Genomic DNA, 15962 nt, shown 5'->3' with positions numbered 1-15962 from the left:
AAAAGAGGTTTTGCGTTATATTAAAGAGATGAAAAATCAGGAATACGCCATAGTAGATATCGAAACCACCGGTGGTAACGCCAGTGGCAGCCGCATTACTGAAATTGCCATCATTATTCATGACGGCGAAAAGGTAATCGACCGCTTCGAAACGCTTGTTAATCCGGAAAAGGAAATTCCTCTTTCTATTTTTGGATTAACGGGTATTAATAATGCAATGGTCGCCAATGCACCCATTTTCGATGCTATTTCAGAGAAAGTACTGGAAATGTTGACCGACCGTATTTTTGTTGCTCATAATGTCAACTTCGATTATTCATTTGTGCGTCATCAGCTTGAACAGGCGGGATTTAAATGGACTGCAAGAAAACTGTGTACCGTTCGCGCAGCAAGAAAAATAAGACCTGGACTGACATCATACAGCCTCGGAAAACTTTGTTATTCGCTAGATATACCTTTAGAGAATCAACATCGGGCTGGCGGAGATGCAGATGCTACTGCAATATTATTTTCCCGATTACTCGAATGGGACGCTGAAGGCGAAATAGCAAAAATGGTCAAGATGACTTCGCAAGATCAGCGCTTACCTCCTAACCTGCCTCCTGAAGATTTTAATAATTTACCCGAAAAACCAGGTGTGTATTATTTTTATAATCAGGTAAAAAAGGTAATCTATGTTGGAAAAGCGATCAACTTAAAAAAACGCGTGGCTTCTCATTTTAGTGGCCATAAAATCAATCCGCAAAGGCAACATTTTTTAAGGGATATCTATAGTATTTCTTTTGAAGTCTGTGCCACCGAATTAATGGCACTTTTGTTAGAATGTACCGAAATAAAACAGCTTTGGCCAACCTATAACAGAGCATTAAAACGTTTTGAAGCCAAATTCGGCATTTATCAATATGAAGCAAGAAACGGATACAAATATTTAGCCGTTGGAAAACTAAGCAAATTTCAGACTTGTATTCATGAATTTAATAGTTTGTATAACGCTATAGATTTACTAAGAAGTTTGGCTGAACAATTTGAAATTGATCAAAGATTCTGCAAATATTCCAGACCCGAAGAAGGAGAACTTTTTAAGAATAATGAAGTCAAAAGTCTCCCGGATGTTTTGCTGCACAACGAGCAAGTCGACAATGCAATTGATTTTCTGTTAAGCAACAGACCCAGCTTTGCCATTATTGATAAAGGAAGATCGAAAGAGGAACGCAGCTGTATCTGGATTGAAAACGGTCATTTTTATGGGATGGGCTATATTCCGTCAGATGTTGCGATTACTGATCCATCAGAAGTAAAAAACTATGTCACACCTTACAAAAGCAATCAATACATGGTGCAATTAATTTTTGCTTACGCAGAAAAATATCCGGGTAAAGTATTCTTTAACAAGCAGTTCCTAAAATAAAAATATAACCTCATTTAAATTAAATGCTTAATAATCAGTAAATTTAAGAATACAATTAATTAAATATACCATGAAAATAGCAACATATAACGTAAACGGAGTCAATGGGCGCTTAAATGTTTTATTACGCTGGCTTGAAGAAGCCACACCTGATATTGTTTGTCTGCAGGAATTAAAAGCGCCACAAGATAAATTCCCCATTAAAGCGATTAATGACGCAGGCTACAATGCTATTTGGCACGGACAAAAACAATGGAATGGTGTTGCTATTCTAGCCCGGAATATGGAGATTGAAGAAATAACCCGTGCACTTCCGGGAGATGAAGAAGATGTTCAGAGTCGGTATGTTGAGGCTTTGATTAATGGAATCTTAATCGCCTGTCTGTATCTGCCAAACGGAAACCCTGCGCCGGGACCTAAATTCGAATACAAATTAAAATGGCTTGATCGTCTGGCGCATCGTGCTGAAACTTTGTTGAGTTTAAAAACTCCTGTCATATTGGTTGGCGATTATAATGTGATGCCAACAGAATTAGATGTTTATAAACCAGAAAAATGGGTAAACGATGCACTTTTCAGAACTGAAGTACGAGAGGCTTTTGCAACTATTGTTTCACAAGGATGGACCGATGCGATCCGTACATTATATCCAGAAGAGAAAATTTACACGTTTTGGGATTATTTTAGAAATGCTTATCAGCGAGATGCAGGTTTGAGAATTGATCATTTTTTGCTGAGTTCGGAAATAGCAACGATATTACGCTCCGGCGGAGTTGATCGTCATGTTCGAGGCTGGGAAAAAACAAGCGATCATGCACCTGTATGGATTGAAATTGACAAAAAATAAAGGAGAAAAAATGACCTTATTTAACGACACCGAATTATTTGCAACTGGTTTGGCAGGAAAAAAAGTATTTGACATTCCTGATTCTGAATTGATTTTGATTGATAATTTCTTCACGAAAGAAGAGTCTGATCGTTTTTATGAAAGACTGCTTCGTAAGACGAAATGGAGAGAATATGAAATGGAAATTTATGATAAAATATATACTGTTCCCCGAATGATTGCCTGGTATGAAGACAAAGATAATCCCGGAGCAGATCCAAACGGACCTGACTGGAATTATGAATTACTCACCATTAGAGGTCGTGTAGAAAAAGAAACGCAGCTTGATTTTAATACTGTACTTCTTAATTTATACCGAGATGGAAATGACGGTGTAGGCTGGCACAGCGATAAAGAGCACAATACGGGGCCAAACCCTGTTATTGCTTCGGTGACTTTTGGAGAAACCAGAATGTTCAGACTTCGTCATAAATTCAGTAAAGAAATTCCGCAAGTCGAAATTCCGCTGCATCATGGTTCTTTTTTGTTAATGGCCGGAACAACAAATAGTTTTTGGCAGCATCAGGTTCCGAAAACGGCGCGAGATGTTTTGCCAAGAATTAATTTAACTTTTAGACAAACCCTTCGAAATTTATGATTTATAAAGGACTGAAAATAACATTATTTATCATTTGATAACCACGAAGAAAATTCTGTCGAGAAAAGTTAAATTACTCATTGCGTGAACCTTTTATTAGGCAGACCTTATCTTTTTTAGTACTTTTGCAACCCTTTTTTAATTATTAATACCATAATGGCTTACACAAACAATGATTTATCGCGTTTCTTAGATGCGCAAAATAAACTCTATCTTACTGCTTTTTCTGAAATCAAAAAAGGAAAAAAAGAGACACACTGGATGTGGTTCATTTTTCCTCAGATTAAAGGATTAGGGAGTAGTGATACTGCAAATCTTTATGCGATTACCGATATTAAAGAAGCTACTGAATTTTTAGAACATCCTATTTTAGGAAAACATCTTATCGAAATTTCTGAACTGTTTTTGACTTTTAAAAGAAAATCAGCTGATGGAATTTTAGGTGATTTAGATGCCCGTAAATTGCGTTCTTCAATGACACTTTTTTCTTTGGTAGAAAATACTAATCCTGTATTTCAGGAAATATTAGATGCTTTTTTCTCTGGAGAAACAGATCCTCTTACTTTAAACATTATTAATTCAACTATAAAATCATCTACTGAAACTGAAGTGGTATAATCACAAAAATGTTTCTGGATTATTTAAATCAAAAGACACTGTTAGAAATAAGCAGTGTCTTTTTTTTTAAAATGTCGTGAATGTAACCGCAAGGAACGCAAAGGTTTTACGCAAAGTTCGCTGGAGTTTTTTTGCTCGCAAAGCCGCAAAGTCGCAAAGCTTAAAAAAACTTTGCGCCTTTTGCGCGATTATTTCTCACGCAGATTCTGTAGATTGAGCAGATTTATACAGAAAAGCGCCTTGCTAATCACAAGGCGCTTTTCTATATTAAAATCTTAGTAACTTAGAATCTCAGAACCTTAGCACCTTTTTTCTAATTCTCCTTTGGTTTCGTTAAGTAATAAACCGGAATTCCTGTTAGCATAATCAACACTCCCCAACCACAAGTTGAGAATTTAGTCCATAACAATGAAATAGAAACTGCCGATGCAATAATGATATACAACATTGGTAAAAATGGATATCCAAAAGCTTTATAAGGTCTTTCTACATCTGGCATTTTTTTACGCAAAATGAAGATTCCGTAGATCGTTAAAATATAAAAAATCAGTACGATGATGATTACGAAGTCTAATAAATCACCATATTTCCCTGTCAAACATAGAGCCGACGCCCAAATACATTGTGCCCAAAGTGCCCATGCAGGAACACTGGATTCATTTAATACAGCTGCTTTTTTGAAGAACAAACCATCTTTAGCCATTGTATAATATACTCTTGCACCGGCCATGATTAATCCGTTATTGCAGGCAAAAGTCGATATCATAATCATGACTGCTATAATCAATGTTCCGATATTTCCAAAAATATATTGTGAAGCTACAACCGCTACTCTATCAGATTTTGCTGTTGCAATTTCGTCAAGTGGAATTACAGCCAAATACATCAAATTGGTTAAAACATAAATTATAGTCACAATAAAAGTTCCTAAAAACAAACTGAAACCAACATTACGCTTTGGGTTTTTAATTTCACCAGCAATAAAAGTTACACCGTTCCAGGCATCACTTGAAAATAAGGATCCAACCATCGCAGCCGAAATTCCGGTAATCAAAGCTGTTCCACTAATTGGAATCCACGAACCAGTTTCAGCATTATACGAACGTGTTGTCCAGGCATCTGCCCAATTGGCATCCCAAACTGAAGCTTTTGCAGCAAGTGTTAATCCGAAAACGATTAAACCTAATAATGATAAAATTTTGATAATCGTTAAAACGGTTTGCAGAATTTTTCCGTTTTTCACTCCACGACTGTTAATGTAAGTCAATAAAATAATGGTAAAAATCGAAACTAATTGTGCAGCGTTGAGTTTAAAAGCCCCCAATACAAATAATATATTTTCGTCGCTTAATGGTTCATATATATAGGCGGCAAACTTTGAGAAAGCCACACCAACGGCAGCGATTGTTCCGGTTTGAATTACAGCAAAAAAGCTCCAGCCATACAAAAAGGCAATCAGTTTATTGTAAGCTTCTTTAAGGTAAACGTATTGTCCACCAGCTTTTGGAAACATGGCACTCAACTCGCCATAACTCACGGCCGCAATAATAGTAATTAATCCGGAGATAAGCCAAATTAACGTCAGCCAGCCGGCAGATCCTACTTGTCTGGCGATATCGGCACTTACGATAAATATCCCGGAGCCAATCATAGAACCCACAACAAGCATGGTTCCATCTAGTAATCCGAGTTCTCTTTTAAAATGTTCCTGGTCTTGTTCGTTTTCTTGCATTTTTTTGGTTTTGGGTTGGCTAAAGATATACTTTTTTTGGAAATCTCGTGATTTCAAATTCCAAATTTTGAAATTCCTAATTCCAATTAAAAACAAAAACCTTTAATATAATAATTTGTGCATGTCCCGCCGAAAAAGGCGGGTCGGGCTTTCGGCTATATCTTTTACTTTGCTTCGCTGGTAAAAGGATACCGCCTCTATCCCTCATGCGGATACAGGTTTTATAAGACGAAACTGTTAATTCAAACTGATATTTTACACTTTAGCAGTAATTTAAATTCCAAATAAAAAAGATGACTATTGATGTTTTACTATATATAATTTTTATAATTCCTTTATTTATTGTGGGATTTCAAATAAAAAAATTAAACCAGAAAAAAATATTTATAATTTGGATTTCAATCTCAATTTTATTGATCATTGCAGGAGTACTAATTGAAGATAACTCTAATAATGAAATGAGAAGTCTCAGTTATTTTGGTTCACAAATGCTTTTTATTTTTCTAATTCTTCAAAAAATTACAAGAAATATTTACTTTAAAATATTCAATAGAGAACCTGAATTTGGAAAATTCCCAAAATATAAAATTGATAACTTTTATTCTTTGTTTATATTAATTGCAATCATTGTTTTACCTTTTGTTATAGAAAGTTACATCTTTAAAAAGTTTTAAAAGCAATATTTTAGATTGCAGAAAGCAGATTTTAGATTGTACAGCTTTTTTAGTCTTGTACATCAGTTGTCCCGAAACTTTGCTCTCATAAAAAACCTTGGATATTAATTTTGTTTATTAGTTTCCATAAAATTATTATATTTCAGATAAGTTACACGTAATCAATAAAATAATCCTCAACATTGATTCGAAATGGAAAAATATAAAAACAGGAATGGTGATTCGGGAGTTCAATCTTATGAAATAGGTTCAGATTTTATTATTGTCCAATTTATAAACGATGGAAGTTATTTATACAATTATCAAATTCCCGGTTCATCACATGTGGAGCGAATGAAAAAATTAGCAATTAAAGGACAGGGATTAAGTACTTATATCAGTACAAACATTAAAAAGAAATATGCTAAGAAAATAGATTAGCTATATCTTTTACTTACATCGCTGATTAAAGGAATACCGTGTCTATACCTTATAAAGATCCCGGTCATGAGATATACCAAATATTAATTCAGTTTTACGGTTTACCATAAATTTATCAATGATTAGATATTTACATTTGAGCACTAAATAAGTAAATACAAGATTATATTTTATAAAAAATCGAAAACGTACACCTAAATATCTTTAATTCCCATACTTTAAAAATGACAAATCACCAAGAATCTATTCCCAACGAACTTAGTCTACTAAATCTTCTAGTTTTAATCCTATCAATTTATGTACTTGGAGCATTAATAATTGATTCCGTTTATATTCTTCCATCAGAAACTTCTAATCTTCTGAATTACATTGACCAAGTTATTTGTATATTTTTTTTTATTGAGTTTTGCATTCGTCTTAAAAATGCAGAAAACAAATTAAAATTTATGCATTGGGGATGGATCGATTTAATTTCTTGTATTCCTATGATTAATGCTCTTCGGGCTGGACGTTTGTTGCGTCTTATTAGGTTAATAAGAATCGTCAGAGCGTTTAAAACAACAAAAAATATTGTCGACCATGTTTTTGCAAACAAAGCAAAAGGTGCATTCACTTCAATATCAATTATTGCAATTCTACTTGTTATTTTCTCTGCAATTGGAATTCTTCAAGTTGAAAATGCCTCAAATAGTAATATAAAAACCGCCGAAGATGCAATTTGGTGGGCTTATGTTACAATTACTACCGTCGGCTATGGAGATAAATTTCCAGTAACTACAGAAGGAAGAATTATTGCTGCTGTTTTAATGACTGCCGGTGTTGGATTATTTGGCACATTTACAGCCTATGTTGCTTCTTGGTTTGTTGCAGAGAATAAGAATTAATTAATCATAACTTACATAGCCCAACGCAACCAATTCAAAATTTCTTCATCTTATAATAAAACCAATAATTATGAGAAAATTTATTACACTACTAATTATTGCATTTAGTCTTATTTCTTGTAGTTCTGATACGGATGATAAGTCCAGAAATTCAGGTTTTGTTGGAAAATGGAACTGAACCGGAACCCATGGAGGTTTTGCTTTCCATATTCGTGACACACCGGCCTCAACAGGAAACACCTACCAGTTGAATCTAATGAATAACAATACCTTTTCTATACTTAAAAATAGTGTAGAAGTTGTGACTGGAAAATACGAAATCACCATGAAAGAAGCTATTTATTCTGGAGAAATGGAAAAATATATAACATGTGATATAGGCGAAAACCCGAAAGCTGGATATTTTGTGACAAAAGGTATAATTACAGTTCAAGACGATAATAAACTTTCAATTGATGATAATTATCACGACGGAATTGGTAGCGGATTCGAAAGAATAGAGTAAAAACTAACAAACTAAAAAAGCAAACATGAAAAAGATAATACTTTTACTAGTCATTTTAATATCTCAAATAAGCTGTAATAATGATAAAGAAACTAAACCCAAAGATACAGGAATAGTGGGGACTTGGAAATTAGCTGAAAGTTTAGTGGGAGAAGGAGGAATGGCAACAAAATGGACTTCTGTGAAAAATGGCTATACTCATACATTTAAAAGCGACGGAACTTTTACTTCAACGCAATTTTCAGCATGCACAAATGGAACTTATAAACTGGAAAATGCAACTTTAACCATGATTTACGGATGTCCCGGCTTTACTATTATGAGAGAAAAACCGGCTGGAACTTTCATTGAAAATTATAAAATAGAAAATGGAAAAATGCATTTGTCACCTATTAATTTATTATGCTTTGAAGGTTGTGAATATAAATTTATAAAAATAAAATAAGCAAGATTTACTTCAAAATTACTGACAACAAGCTGCAAATCTAAAAAAATTGCAGTTTTTTTATGCTCAAAAAGCACATAAACAAAGGCTGAAATTCAGTCTAAAAATAAAATTTTAACACTTTACGTCTTCCCGTAACATTATACAATTTCAACTATTTATATTTGAAAATCAAAAAAACTATAAAAACTTAACCAACCGAAAACATTATGGAAACCACCAATGTACAATCGCAAGACGTCTCAAGTCATCATTACAGTTTCGCAGCGAATTTACTTTTAAATGAAAACAAATCGGCCTACGAAACTAAAGCCCGACTTGTAGAACAAGGATTAAGCAGTGATATTGCGGGACTGATAGTAGAAAACGTAGAAATTCAAATACAAGAAGCAAAACACGAAAAAGCCAGAAAAGATATGGTGTACGGTGCATTGTGGTTTTGTGGCGGTACAATTTTAACTATTGCTGACATTGGCTTTATTTTTTGGGGAGCTATTTTATTTGGCGGAATTCAGTTCTTTAAAGGACTAATTAATGCCAATTCATAATAGTAACGTAATCTAAAACACATAGTCAAAATAAGCCGAAATAGACGTTAAAAGTAGTAGGCAATCTAATTTTAATTAAACAATTATGATAGTTTGGTCAGGAAGAGGATTTCTCTCGCTTCTAATTTTATTTATCTCTATTTTTTTATTTATCCCCATTTTATCCGAAACATATATCACCCAAAGTTTCGTTATTCCGCTTTATATTGCTGCAATTTTCAGCTATACTTTCGGAATTAAATGGAATAAAACTTTAAAGATATTTATTGATAAAGAGACTGGTAAAGAAATAAATTTCAAAAGTAATCACGGTCTGTTTTGGATTAATATGGAATATTGGGGAATCATATTTCCATTATTTGCTCTCGTTATGTTAGCTCAAACTTTAGACAAACAAGGAACTGAACTTTACCTCAACATCTTTTTGATTCTCATAGGAATTGCGTGTTTAGTATATTTTAGCATTACACTATTTAAAATTAAAAATTCGGCAATTTCGAATTCTCAATTTAAAAAAACTGATGCTGAGCCTAAATTAAGTTTTGTTAAAGAAGGAATTGTAACCAATAAATTTGATAACGAAGATCCCAGCCAATATTTGCCAAAATAATTACGCAAACATAGCTACAGAACGTTACTGTATTTTATCATTTAAACAACTCAAAATTAAAACCCAAAACATGAAAAAAGTTTTTGAAAAGCTTGTTCAGCTCGGTATGATTGCATTATGTCTTGTATTTTGCCAAACCTGTACTAACGATTATATTAAAGGGGGCGACCATAAAGTTATTAGCAATTATCAAAAAATCATTTCAGAAAATATCTTTACGACGGCAACATTTAGTCCAATTTACAAAGAAAGCACCATAAAAATAGCTGGACTACCAATAAAAACATATGATTTTGATTATTCTTTTGAAGTCGGCAATCAACATTATGAAGGCAAAAAAACATTCAATAAATTACCTAAAGGCAGTCAAACAAAAGTTTTTTATTTAAAGGAAAACCCAAACTTTAATACGTTTAATCCGCAAAGTGACTTAAAGGCGGAAAAAGATAAAAATAATGCAACCGGAAATCTGTATTGGGGAATTTTTTGGGGCGTATTAGGCCTCATTATGTTAGCAGGATTTATTATTAATATCCGTGAATTCATCAACAACAGAAAGTTAGAAAATCAGAATCTTTCTGCAGATTCTTAGAAGTATAAGTTTACAAATAATTTAAGCTTCAATTTCACATTTCAAAAAAGATCGTTCTTTTATAAACAGAACGATCTTTTTTTACTTTTACTCTTATCAATTTTCATCTATTCAATAGTTAAACAAAATTAGGATCTTTTTTAGTGTCCTTTTTCTTCACATTGTTTTTAACTCAGTCTTTTGATTATCGTATTTTTTTTAAATTCAATAAAAATAAAAACAATAAATATCTTATTTTCAACTAATTAAAAAAAATAATAAAATTAAACTTAAAAGAAAATTCGTGCTATTTAATCAAAATCAATTCTTTTTTATTAAATTTGAAAGAGATGTCAAAAGTTATAAATTGCCTACATTTCGTTAACAATTGTTTATTTTTTTTTCAAATAATCAACCCCAATCGATTATTGCAACGTAAAAAATCCTTAGATATTCATCAGAATCCAGGAAACCGAATTACTAACCAATAAATTCGAAACTATGCTTAAGCTCCATTTTTTTAAGAAATTACGCTGTGCGAATGTTTTCATTCTTTTATTGATTGTATTTGTTTCTTGTGCTTTATTAATATGTATCAATTTTTTCACTATCAAAACCCTATCTGCAAACAGAGCTTACGTAAATGGAGAATCGCATTATTCTAAAGGTCAAAAAGATGCTTCAAGGCATTTAATTACTTACCTCTACACTAAAGACCCAAATCAATGGAAATTATACTTACAAGAATTAAAAGTTCCACAAGGTGATGGAATTGCAAGAATAACACTTTTAAAAGCAGGAGATAATGAAGTGGCCAGAAAAGGATTGCTGATAGGGCGAAATCATGAAGAGGATTTAGATGATATTATATGGCTTTTTGAAAATTTTAAAGAAGTTCCCTTTTTAGCAAAAGCCATTCATGAATGGGAACAAGGTGACAAATTGATTTTTCAATTGTTTATTATTGGTCAACAAATTAATACCAAAATTAAAAAGGACATATTAACAAGTGATAATCGCGAACAATTCCTAAAAGACATAAGTACAATTAGTGATAAACTGACTATTAATGAACGTAATTTTTCGAATACATTAGGCGAAGGGACACGCAAAATAAAAAGCTTACTCATTATAACGAATATTTTTTTCATCTTAATCATTGTCTGTAGTGTTTGCTTGTATTATTCCATAATGGTAAAACGTCTTATTGTTTCTAAAAAGGAAATTGAAGCCAAAAATGAAAACTTAACACTTGTTAATCACGAACTTGATCACTTTGTTTATAGCGCATCGCATGATTTACGATCTCCTATTACTTCATTAAAAGGACTTATAGAAATAACACAACTAGAAGATGATCCAAATCAGATCAAAAAGTATCTGAATTTAATGCATCAAAGTCTTACTAAACAAGATCGCTTTATTAGTGATATTATAGATTATTCTAAAAATAAGCGGAAAGAGGTAGTTATGGAATCCGTAAGCCTACAGGAATTATTTGACGAGGCTATTTCACAACTTATGCATATTGAAAATGCAAACCAAATTACGTTCACCAAAGAGTTATTAGTAGATAAAATTCATAGTGATAACTTACGATTAAAAATTATCATTTCTAATTTAATCTCAAATGCCATAAAATATGCCGACAATAATAAACAAGAAATGTGTATTTCAATTAAAACCTATTTCATAGACGGTTTTAATAAAATTGAAGTGGCTGATAACGGAATTGGTATCCATGACGAGTACAAAGACAATATCTTTCAAATGTATTTTGGAACAAACAAAAACAAAGGATCAGGATTAGGTCTTTATATAGTCAAAGAAGCAGTAGAAAATATTAAAGGAAACATTTCGGTAAGCTCACAAAGTAATATTGGAAGTAAATTTATTGTAACAATCCCCTACGCCTATGCCAGTTAAAAATGTATTTCTATTAATTGAAGATAACCTTATAGATCAGCTTGTCATCAAACAGTTACTTAAAAAAGTGCTTTGCATAGATGAAGTTCATATAACCAACAATGGCAAAGAAGGCATTGAGTGGCTTCAGACCAATGGCAAACTTTATCCATCGATTATTATTATTCTCGATGTACAAATGCCTGTTATGAATGGTTTTGAATTTTTGAAGGCTTACGCCAAACTAGATAGCGAACTAAAAAAAAGCAATCAAATCTACGTACTTTCTTCGACGTTAGATTGTGATGAAATTAAGGAAATTAGCGAAAGTATCTATGTTACTGATTTTTTAGGCAAACCTTTCCCTATTGAAGCATTTAGAAATAAAATTTATCTGAATGCCTAAATCTTTTCTAAAACGCGATTTACTTGTGAAAAAGCCCTTTCATAATATGGCTCTTTAGTTGAGGAAATCATAACACCTCCATGAGTTGAAGAATGAACAAATTTAATTTCTCCATCGACCGCTTCAATTACCATTCCTACATGGTTAATGTGGCGTCTTCCATTGGTTCTAAAGAAGATTAAATCCCCTTTTTGTGCTTCATCTGAATTAACTTTTACACCGATTCTTGATTGTTCGATAGAACTTCTTGGCAATTTAATATCAAAATTACTAAAAGTACAAATCATTAAACCGGAACAATCAAAACCAGCTTTTGTAGTTCCGCCAGATCGATATCTGACCCCAATATTTTCAGTAGCATTCATCACCAGTTGATTAATTAAATCCGAATGATTACTAACTCTTATAATTGTTGAGGAATCTTTTTTGATTTCCGAATTCTCGGCGATCTGAACATTTTTAGGGGTTGACAAAGAATCTTTTACTACAGTATTTATTGGTTGTGCTAATACCTGAGCAGCATCTGCTTTTTCTTTTGAAGTACGAATCTTTAAAACATATCCAACAGGTAATTTTCCTTTAATAAATGGATTTTGTTTCTCTAATTCTGCAACTGTTAATCCGTATCTTTTTGCAATGGCGTATTTCGTTTCTTTGGGCTGAACCTCAACTACAACTTCAACATCGGTTACAATCTTAAGATCATCTATTGGTTTTTCTGAGACTGCTATTGAATTTGACGGAATATTGATTTGCTGACCAATTTTCAATCCTTCTGTTTCTAATGATGGATTTGCCTTTTTTAAATCATCAACCGAGACGTTGTATTTTTTTGATATTCCCCAAAGAGTCTCTTTGGCCTGAACTTCATGTAAACCCGGAGTATTATTTGCAACGGTTTCCGGAAGTTTACTTTCAGAAATTTGGTTGTTATCCGGTATTAATAAAATTGAATTTAATTTTAAAATTTTAGGAGCATTTGGATTTGCTTTTGAAATATCCTTGGCTTTTACTCCATATTTTTTAGCAATTACAGTTAGATTTTCTCCTTTTGAGATTTTATGTTTGATATATTTTTCCTGAGAAAAGACACCAACACTAAAAAAAAACAATACTATTATTAATCTAAAAACCATTTTTATTCTATTTAATCTTCGTTCTCTTAAGCTTAATCTTCTTATTTCAAACTTAAAAAAACGAATTATGTTTTGGGGGTAGGCGAATTTAACTTTTTAAAGTAAAAAAAGCACATTTTTTAACAACTAATTTCACTTAAATAGTCAAATTAAAAATTAACTCAATAGCAAAACAATATTTTACAGGTAGTTACGGAATTCAATTTAAAACTTGAGTACCCCAAGCTCCAGTAAGAACGAACATTCTTTGTTCCGATGGGCACACGAGAAATAGAAGAGATAACAGGATTAGCTGCAAACAAAAAAACGCCCTGTTTTCACAGGACGTTTTAAATTGAATCTTAAGAATTAAGCTTTTCCGGCAGCAATTAGGTTTAATGCAGATCCAGCAACAAACCAGCCAATTTGACCAGCGTTGTAAGTATGGTTTGCTAAAATAATATCTTTAGTACCATCTGCATGAAGAAACTGTAATGTTAATGGTTTTCCCGGAGTAAACTCAGTTAAATCAGTAAAGTTAATAGTATCGTTTTCCTGAATTTTATCGTAATCAGCCTCGTTAGCGAAAGTTAATCCTAAAAGACCTTGTTTTTTAAGGTTTGTTTCGTGTATGCGGGCAAAAGATTTCACTAATACCGCTTTAACTCCTAAGAAACGTGGTTCCATCGCAGCATGCTCACGAGATGAACCTTCACCATAATTGTGATCTCCCACAACAATAGATGGAATTCCAGCTGCTTTGTATGCGCGGGCTACGGCAGGAACTGCATCGTAATCTCCGGTTAATTGATTTTTAACCGAGTTTGTTTTTTGGTTGAATGCATTTACAGCACCAATTAACATATTGTTAGAAATATTATCTAAATGTCCGCGGAAACGCAACCACGGTCCAGCCATAGAAATGTGGTCTGTAGTACATTTTCCGAATGCTTTGATTAGCAATTTGGCACCTGTAATATTTTTACCATCCCAGGCATCAAAGGGAGCTAATAATTGCAAACGCTCAGATGTTGGACTAACAACAACCTGAACTCCTGACCCATCTTCAGCCGGAACCTGGAATCCCGGATCTTTAACATCGAATCCTTTTGGGGGCAATTCGTCTCCTGTTGGAGCCTCAAGCCTTACTTCTTCTCCATCTTCGTTGATTAAAGTATCTGTTAATGGATTGAACCCTAAATCACCTGCAATTGCCATAGCGGTTACCAATTCCGGAGAACCTACGAAGGCTAAAGTATTTGGGTTACCATCTGCACGTTTTGAGAAGTTACGGTTGAAAGAGTGAACAATGGTGTTTCTTTCTTCTTTCTCTGCTCCATCTCTATCCCACATACCAATACATGGTCCGCAGGCATTAGCAAAAACAGTAGCCCCAATTTTTTCGAAAGTATCGATAAAACCATCTCTTTCAATTGTATAACGAACAACCTCTGAACCCGGAGTAATGGTAAACTGAGATTTAGTTTTTAAGTTTTTAGCACTTACTTGTCTGGCCAAAGAAGCTGCACGAGAAATATCTTCGTAAGAAGAGTTGGTACAAGAACCTATTAAACCTACCTGAATTTGTAATGGCCAGTTATTTTTGATTGCTTCTTCTTTCATTTTAGAAATTGGAGTAGCTAAATCTGGTGTAAAAGGTCCGTTTAAGTGGGGTTCTAATTCAGTTAAGTTGATTTCGATAACCTGATCAAAATATTTTTCCGGATTAGCGTAAACTTCCGGATCTCCTGTTAAATAAGAAGCTACTTTGTCTGCAGCATCAGCAACATCTGCTCTGTTTGTAGAACGCAGGTAACGCCCCATAGAAGCATCATAACCAAAAGTTGAAGTTGTAGCTCCAATTTCAGCTCCCATATTACAAATAGTACCTTTACCCGTACAAGACATAGAAGTTGCACCTTCGCCAAAATATTCAACAATAGCACCAGTACCGCCTTTTACAGTAAGAATACCGGCAACTTTAAGAATAACATCTTTAGGAGCAGTCCATCCTGATAATTTACCAGTTAATTTCACTCCAATTAATTTAGGAAATTTAAGTTCCCAAGCCATACCAGACATAACGTCTACGGCATCGGCCCCACCAACACCAATAGCAACCATTCCTAAACCACCTGCATTTACAGTGTGAGAATCGGTACCAATCATCATTCCGCCTGGAAATGCATAATTTTCAAGGACTACCTGATGGATAATTCCAGCTCCTGGCTTCCAGAAACCAATTCCGTATTTATTAGAAACTGACGATAAGAAATCGAAAACTTCGTTACTTTGTGTTTTTGCACGGGCCAAATCGGTTGCAGCATCTACTTTTGCCTGAATCAGGTGATCACAGTGAACTGTGGTCGGAACAGCAACTGTCTTCTTTCCAGCGTGCATAAATTGTAATAATGCCATTTGAGCAGTTGCATCCTGACAGGCTACACGATCCGGTGCAAAATCAACATAATCAACTCCTCTTCCAAATGCCTTCGTTGGATTCCCATCCCAAAGGTGATTGTACAAAATTTTCTCCGTTAAAGTAAGTGGACGACCAACAATCTCGCGTGCTTTGTCAACACGGCCTGGCATGTTCTCATACACTTTTTTAATCATTTCAATATCAAAAGCCATAAG

The 15962-nt window shown here is 33.6% G+C and carries 17 protein-coding genes; 14 read left to right on the top strand and 3 right to left on the bottom strand.

Features of this window, described 5'->3' with window-relative positions; genetic code table 11:
- Positions 1-28: 28 nt before the first annotated feature.
- The 4 genes from ASC72_RS11070 to ASC72_RS11055 all read left to right on the top strand — a co-directional run bounded on the left by ASC72_RS11070 (position 29) and on the right by ASC72_RS11055 (position 3510).
- A complete protein-coding gene (locus ASC72_RS11070) occupies positions 29-1408 on the top strand; it encodes an exonuclease domain-containing protein (protein WP_056190775.1) in 1380 nt (459 codons plus the stop codon).
- 70 nt (positions 1409-1478) lie between these two features.
- Positions 1479-2255 carry an exodeoxyribonuclease III gene (gene xth / locus ASC72_RS11065; protein WP_056190757.1) on the top strand — a complete coding sequence of 259 codons (777 nt, stop codon included), beginning with the start codon at positions 1479-1481 and terminating at the stop codon, positions 2253-2255.
- 10 nt (positions 2256-2265) lie between these two features.
- Positions 2266-2892: an alpha-ketoglutarate-dependent dioxygenase AlkB gene (locus tag ASC72_RS11060; protein ID WP_056190774.1), complete on the top strand. Its 627-nt coding sequence runs from the start codon at positions 2266-2268 to the stop codon at positions 2890-2892.
- Positions 2893-3048: 156 nt separating this feature from the next.
- A complete protein-coding gene (locus ASC72_RS11055; RefSeq protein ID WP_056190756.1) occupies positions 3049-3510 on the top strand; it encodes a DUF1810 domain-containing protein in 462 nt (153 codons plus the stop codon).
- 313 nt (positions 3511-3823) lie between these two features.
- Here ASC72_RS11055 and ASC72_RS11050 read toward each other — a convergent pair whose 3' ends face one another.
- Positions 3824-5242 carry an APC family permease gene (locus ASC72_RS11050; protein WP_056190773.1) on the bottom strand — a complete coding sequence of 473 codons (1419 nt, stop codon included), beginning with the start codon at positions 5240-5242 and terminating at the stop codon, positions 3824-3826.
- Positions 5243-5535: 293 nt separating this feature from the next.
- Between ASC72_RS11050 and ASC72_RS11045 the strand changes: the two genes are divergently transcribed.
- From ASC72_RS11045 to ASC72_RS11000, 10 genes are all read left to right on the top strand, one after another.
- On the top strand, positions 5536-5916 hold the full coding sequence (locus tag ASC72_RS11045) for a hypothetical protein (RefSeq protein WP_056190755.1): 381 nt from the start codon (positions 5536-5538) through the stop codon (positions 5914-5916).
- 192 nt (positions 5917-6108) lie between these two features.
- On the top strand, positions 6109-6336 hold the full coding sequence (locus ASC72_RS11040; protein WP_056190754.1) for a hypothetical protein: 228 nt from the start codon (positions 6109-6111) through the stop codon (positions 6334-6336).
- A 224-nt stretch (positions 6337-6560) separates the two neighbouring features.
- Entirely contained in the window at positions 6561-7220 is a 660-nt protein-coding gene (locus ASC72_RS11035) for a potassium channel family protein (RefSeq protein WP_056190753.1), read from the top strand.
- A 256-nt stretch (positions 7221-7476) separates the two neighbouring features.
- On the top strand, positions 7477-7725 hold the full coding sequence (locus tag ASC72_RS11030) for a hypothetical protein (protein ID WP_056190752.1): 249 nt from the start codon (positions 7477-7479) through the stop codon (positions 7723-7725).
- A 25-nt stretch (positions 7726-7750) separates the two neighbouring features.
- The gene (locus ASC72_RS11025; RefSeq protein WP_056190751.1) at positions 7751-8170 is read left to right on the top strand and encodes a lipocalin family protein; all 420 of its coding nucleotides are present in this window, start codon (positions 7751-7753) and stop codon (positions 8168-8170) included.
- A 209-nt stretch (positions 8171-8379) separates the two neighbouring features.
- Positions 8380-8718 carry a hypothetical protein gene (locus ASC72_RS11020; RefSeq protein ID WP_056190750.1) on the top strand — a complete coding sequence of 113 codons (339 nt, stop codon included), beginning with the start codon at positions 8380-8382 and terminating at the stop codon, positions 8716-8718.
- Between the two features lie 85 nt (positions 8719-8803).
- Entirely contained in the window at positions 8804-9328 is a 525-nt protein-coding gene (locus ASC72_RS11015; protein ID WP_056190749.1) for a hypothetical protein, read from the top strand.
- Positions 9329-9398: 70 nt separating this feature from the next.
- Complete coding sequence (locus ASC72_RS11010) at positions 9399-9920, top strand: hypothetical protein (protein ID WP_056190748.1); 522 nt, start codon at positions 9399-9401, stop codon at positions 9918-9920.
- Between the two features lie 480 nt (positions 9921-10400).
- Positions 10401-11825 (top strand): HAMP domain-containing sensor histidine kinase, encoded by a 1425-nt coding sequence (locus ASC72_RS11005; protein ID WP_056190747.1) that lies wholly within the window; start codon positions 10401-10403, stop codon positions 11823-11825.
- Positions 11815-12210: a response regulator gene (locus tag ASC72_RS11000; RefSeq protein ID WP_056190746.1), complete on the top strand. Its 396-nt coding sequence runs from the start codon at positions 11815-11817 to the stop codon at positions 12208-12210. Before ASC72_RS11005 ends, ASC72_RS11000 begins: the two co-directional genes overlap by 11 nt.
- Here the strand turns inward: ASC72_RS11000 and ASC72_RS10995 are convergent.
- Both ASC72_RS10995 and ASC72_RS10990 read right to left on the bottom strand, forming a co-directional pair.
- The gene (locus ASC72_RS10995) at positions 12207-13346 is read right to left on the bottom strand and encodes a C40 family peptidase (RefSeq protein WP_056190745.1); all 1140 of its coding nucleotides are present in this window, start codon (positions 13344-13346) and stop codon (positions 12207-12209) included. The two genes, ASC72_RS11000 and ASC72_RS10995, sit on opposite strands and share 4 nt — an antisense overlap.
- A gap of 348 nt (positions 13347-13694) precedes the next feature.
- Positions 13695-15959 carry an aconitate hydratase gene (locus ASC72_RS10990; protein WP_056190772.1) on the bottom strand — a complete coding sequence of 755 codons (2265 nt, stop codon included), beginning with the start codon at positions 15957-15959 and terminating at the stop codon, positions 13695-13697.
- Between the last annotated feature and the right edge of the window lie 3 nt (positions 15960-15962).

It is taken from the genome of Flavobacterium sp. Root420 (assembly GCF_001427905.1).
Lineage (GTDB): Bacteria > Bacteroidota > Bacteroidia > Flavobacteriales > Flavobacteriaceae > Flavobacterium.
This window is presented reverse-complemented; position numbering and strand designations above follow the sequence as displayed.

What these genes read in the sequence shown, in the direction of transcription:
- ASC72_RS11070 (WP_056190775.1), top strand. Translation starts at nt 29, where the DNA reads ATGAAAAATCAGGAATACGCCATAGTAGATATCGAAACCACCGGTGGT.
- xth (WP_056190757.1), top strand. Translation starts at nt 1,479, where the DNA reads ATGAAAATAGCAACATATAACGTAAACGGAGTCAATGGGCGCTTAAAT.
- ASC72_RS11060 (WP_056190774.1), top strand. Translation starts at nt 2,266, where the DNA reads ATGACCTTATTTAACGACACCGAATTATTTGCAACTGGTTTGGCAGGA.
- ASC72_RS11055 (WP_056190756.1), top strand. Translation starts at nt 3,049, where the DNA reads ATGGCTTACACAAACAATGATTTATCGCGTTTCTTAGATGCGCAAAAT.
- ASC72_RS11050 (WP_056190773.1), bottom strand. Translation starts at nt 5,242, where the DNA reads ATGCAAGAAAACGAACAAGACCAGGAACATTTTAAAAGAGAACTCGGA.
- ASC72_RS11045 (WP_056190755.1), top strand. Translation starts at nt 5,536, where the DNA reads ATGACTATTGATGTTTTACTATATATAATTTTTATAATTCCTTTATTT.
- ASC72_RS11040 (WP_056190754.1), top strand. Translation starts at nt 6,109, where the DNA reads ATGGAAAAATATAAAAACAGGAATGGTGATTCGGGAGTTCAATCTTAT.
- ASC72_RS11035 (WP_056190753.1), top strand. Translation starts at nt 6,561, where the DNA reads ATGACAAATCACCAAGAATCTATTCCCAACGAACTTAGTCTACTAAAT.
- ASC72_RS11030 (WP_056190752.1), top strand. Translation starts at nt 7,477, where the DNA reads ATGAATAACAATACCTTTTCTATACTTAAAAATAGTGTAGAAGTTGTG.
- ASC72_RS11025 (WP_056190751.1), top strand. Translation starts at nt 7,751, where the DNA reads ATGAAAAAGATAATACTTTTACTAGTCATTTTAATATCTCAAATAAGC.
- ASC72_RS11020 (WP_056190750.1), top strand. Translation starts at nt 8,380, where the DNA reads ATGGAAACCACCAATGTACAATCGCAAGACGTCTCAAGTCATCATTAC.
- ASC72_RS11015 (WP_056190749.1), top strand. Translation starts at nt 8,804, where the DNA reads ATGATAGTTTGGTCAGGAAGAGGATTTCTCTCGCTTCTAATTTTATTT.
- ASC72_RS11010 (WP_056190748.1), top strand. Translation starts at nt 9,399, where the DNA reads ATGAAAAAAGTTTTTGAAAAGCTTGTTCAGCTCGGTATGATTGCATTA.
- ASC72_RS11005 (WP_056190747.1), top strand. Translation starts at nt 10,401, where the DNA reads ATGCTTAAGCTCCATTTTTTTAAGAAATTACGCTGTGCGAATGTTTTC.
- ASC72_RS11000 (WP_056190746.1), top strand. Translation starts at nt 11,815, where the DNA reads ATGCCAGTTAAAAATGTATTTCTATTAATTGAAGATAACCTTATAGAT.
- ASC72_RS10995 (WP_056190745.1), bottom strand. Translation starts at nt 13,346, where the DNA reads ATGGTTTTTAGATTAATAATAGTATTGTTTTTTTTTAGTGTTGGTGTC.
- ASC72_RS10990 (WP_056190772.1), bottom strand. Translation starts at nt 15,959, where the DNA reads ATGGCTTTTGATATTGAAATGATTAAAAAAGTGTATGAGAACATGCCA.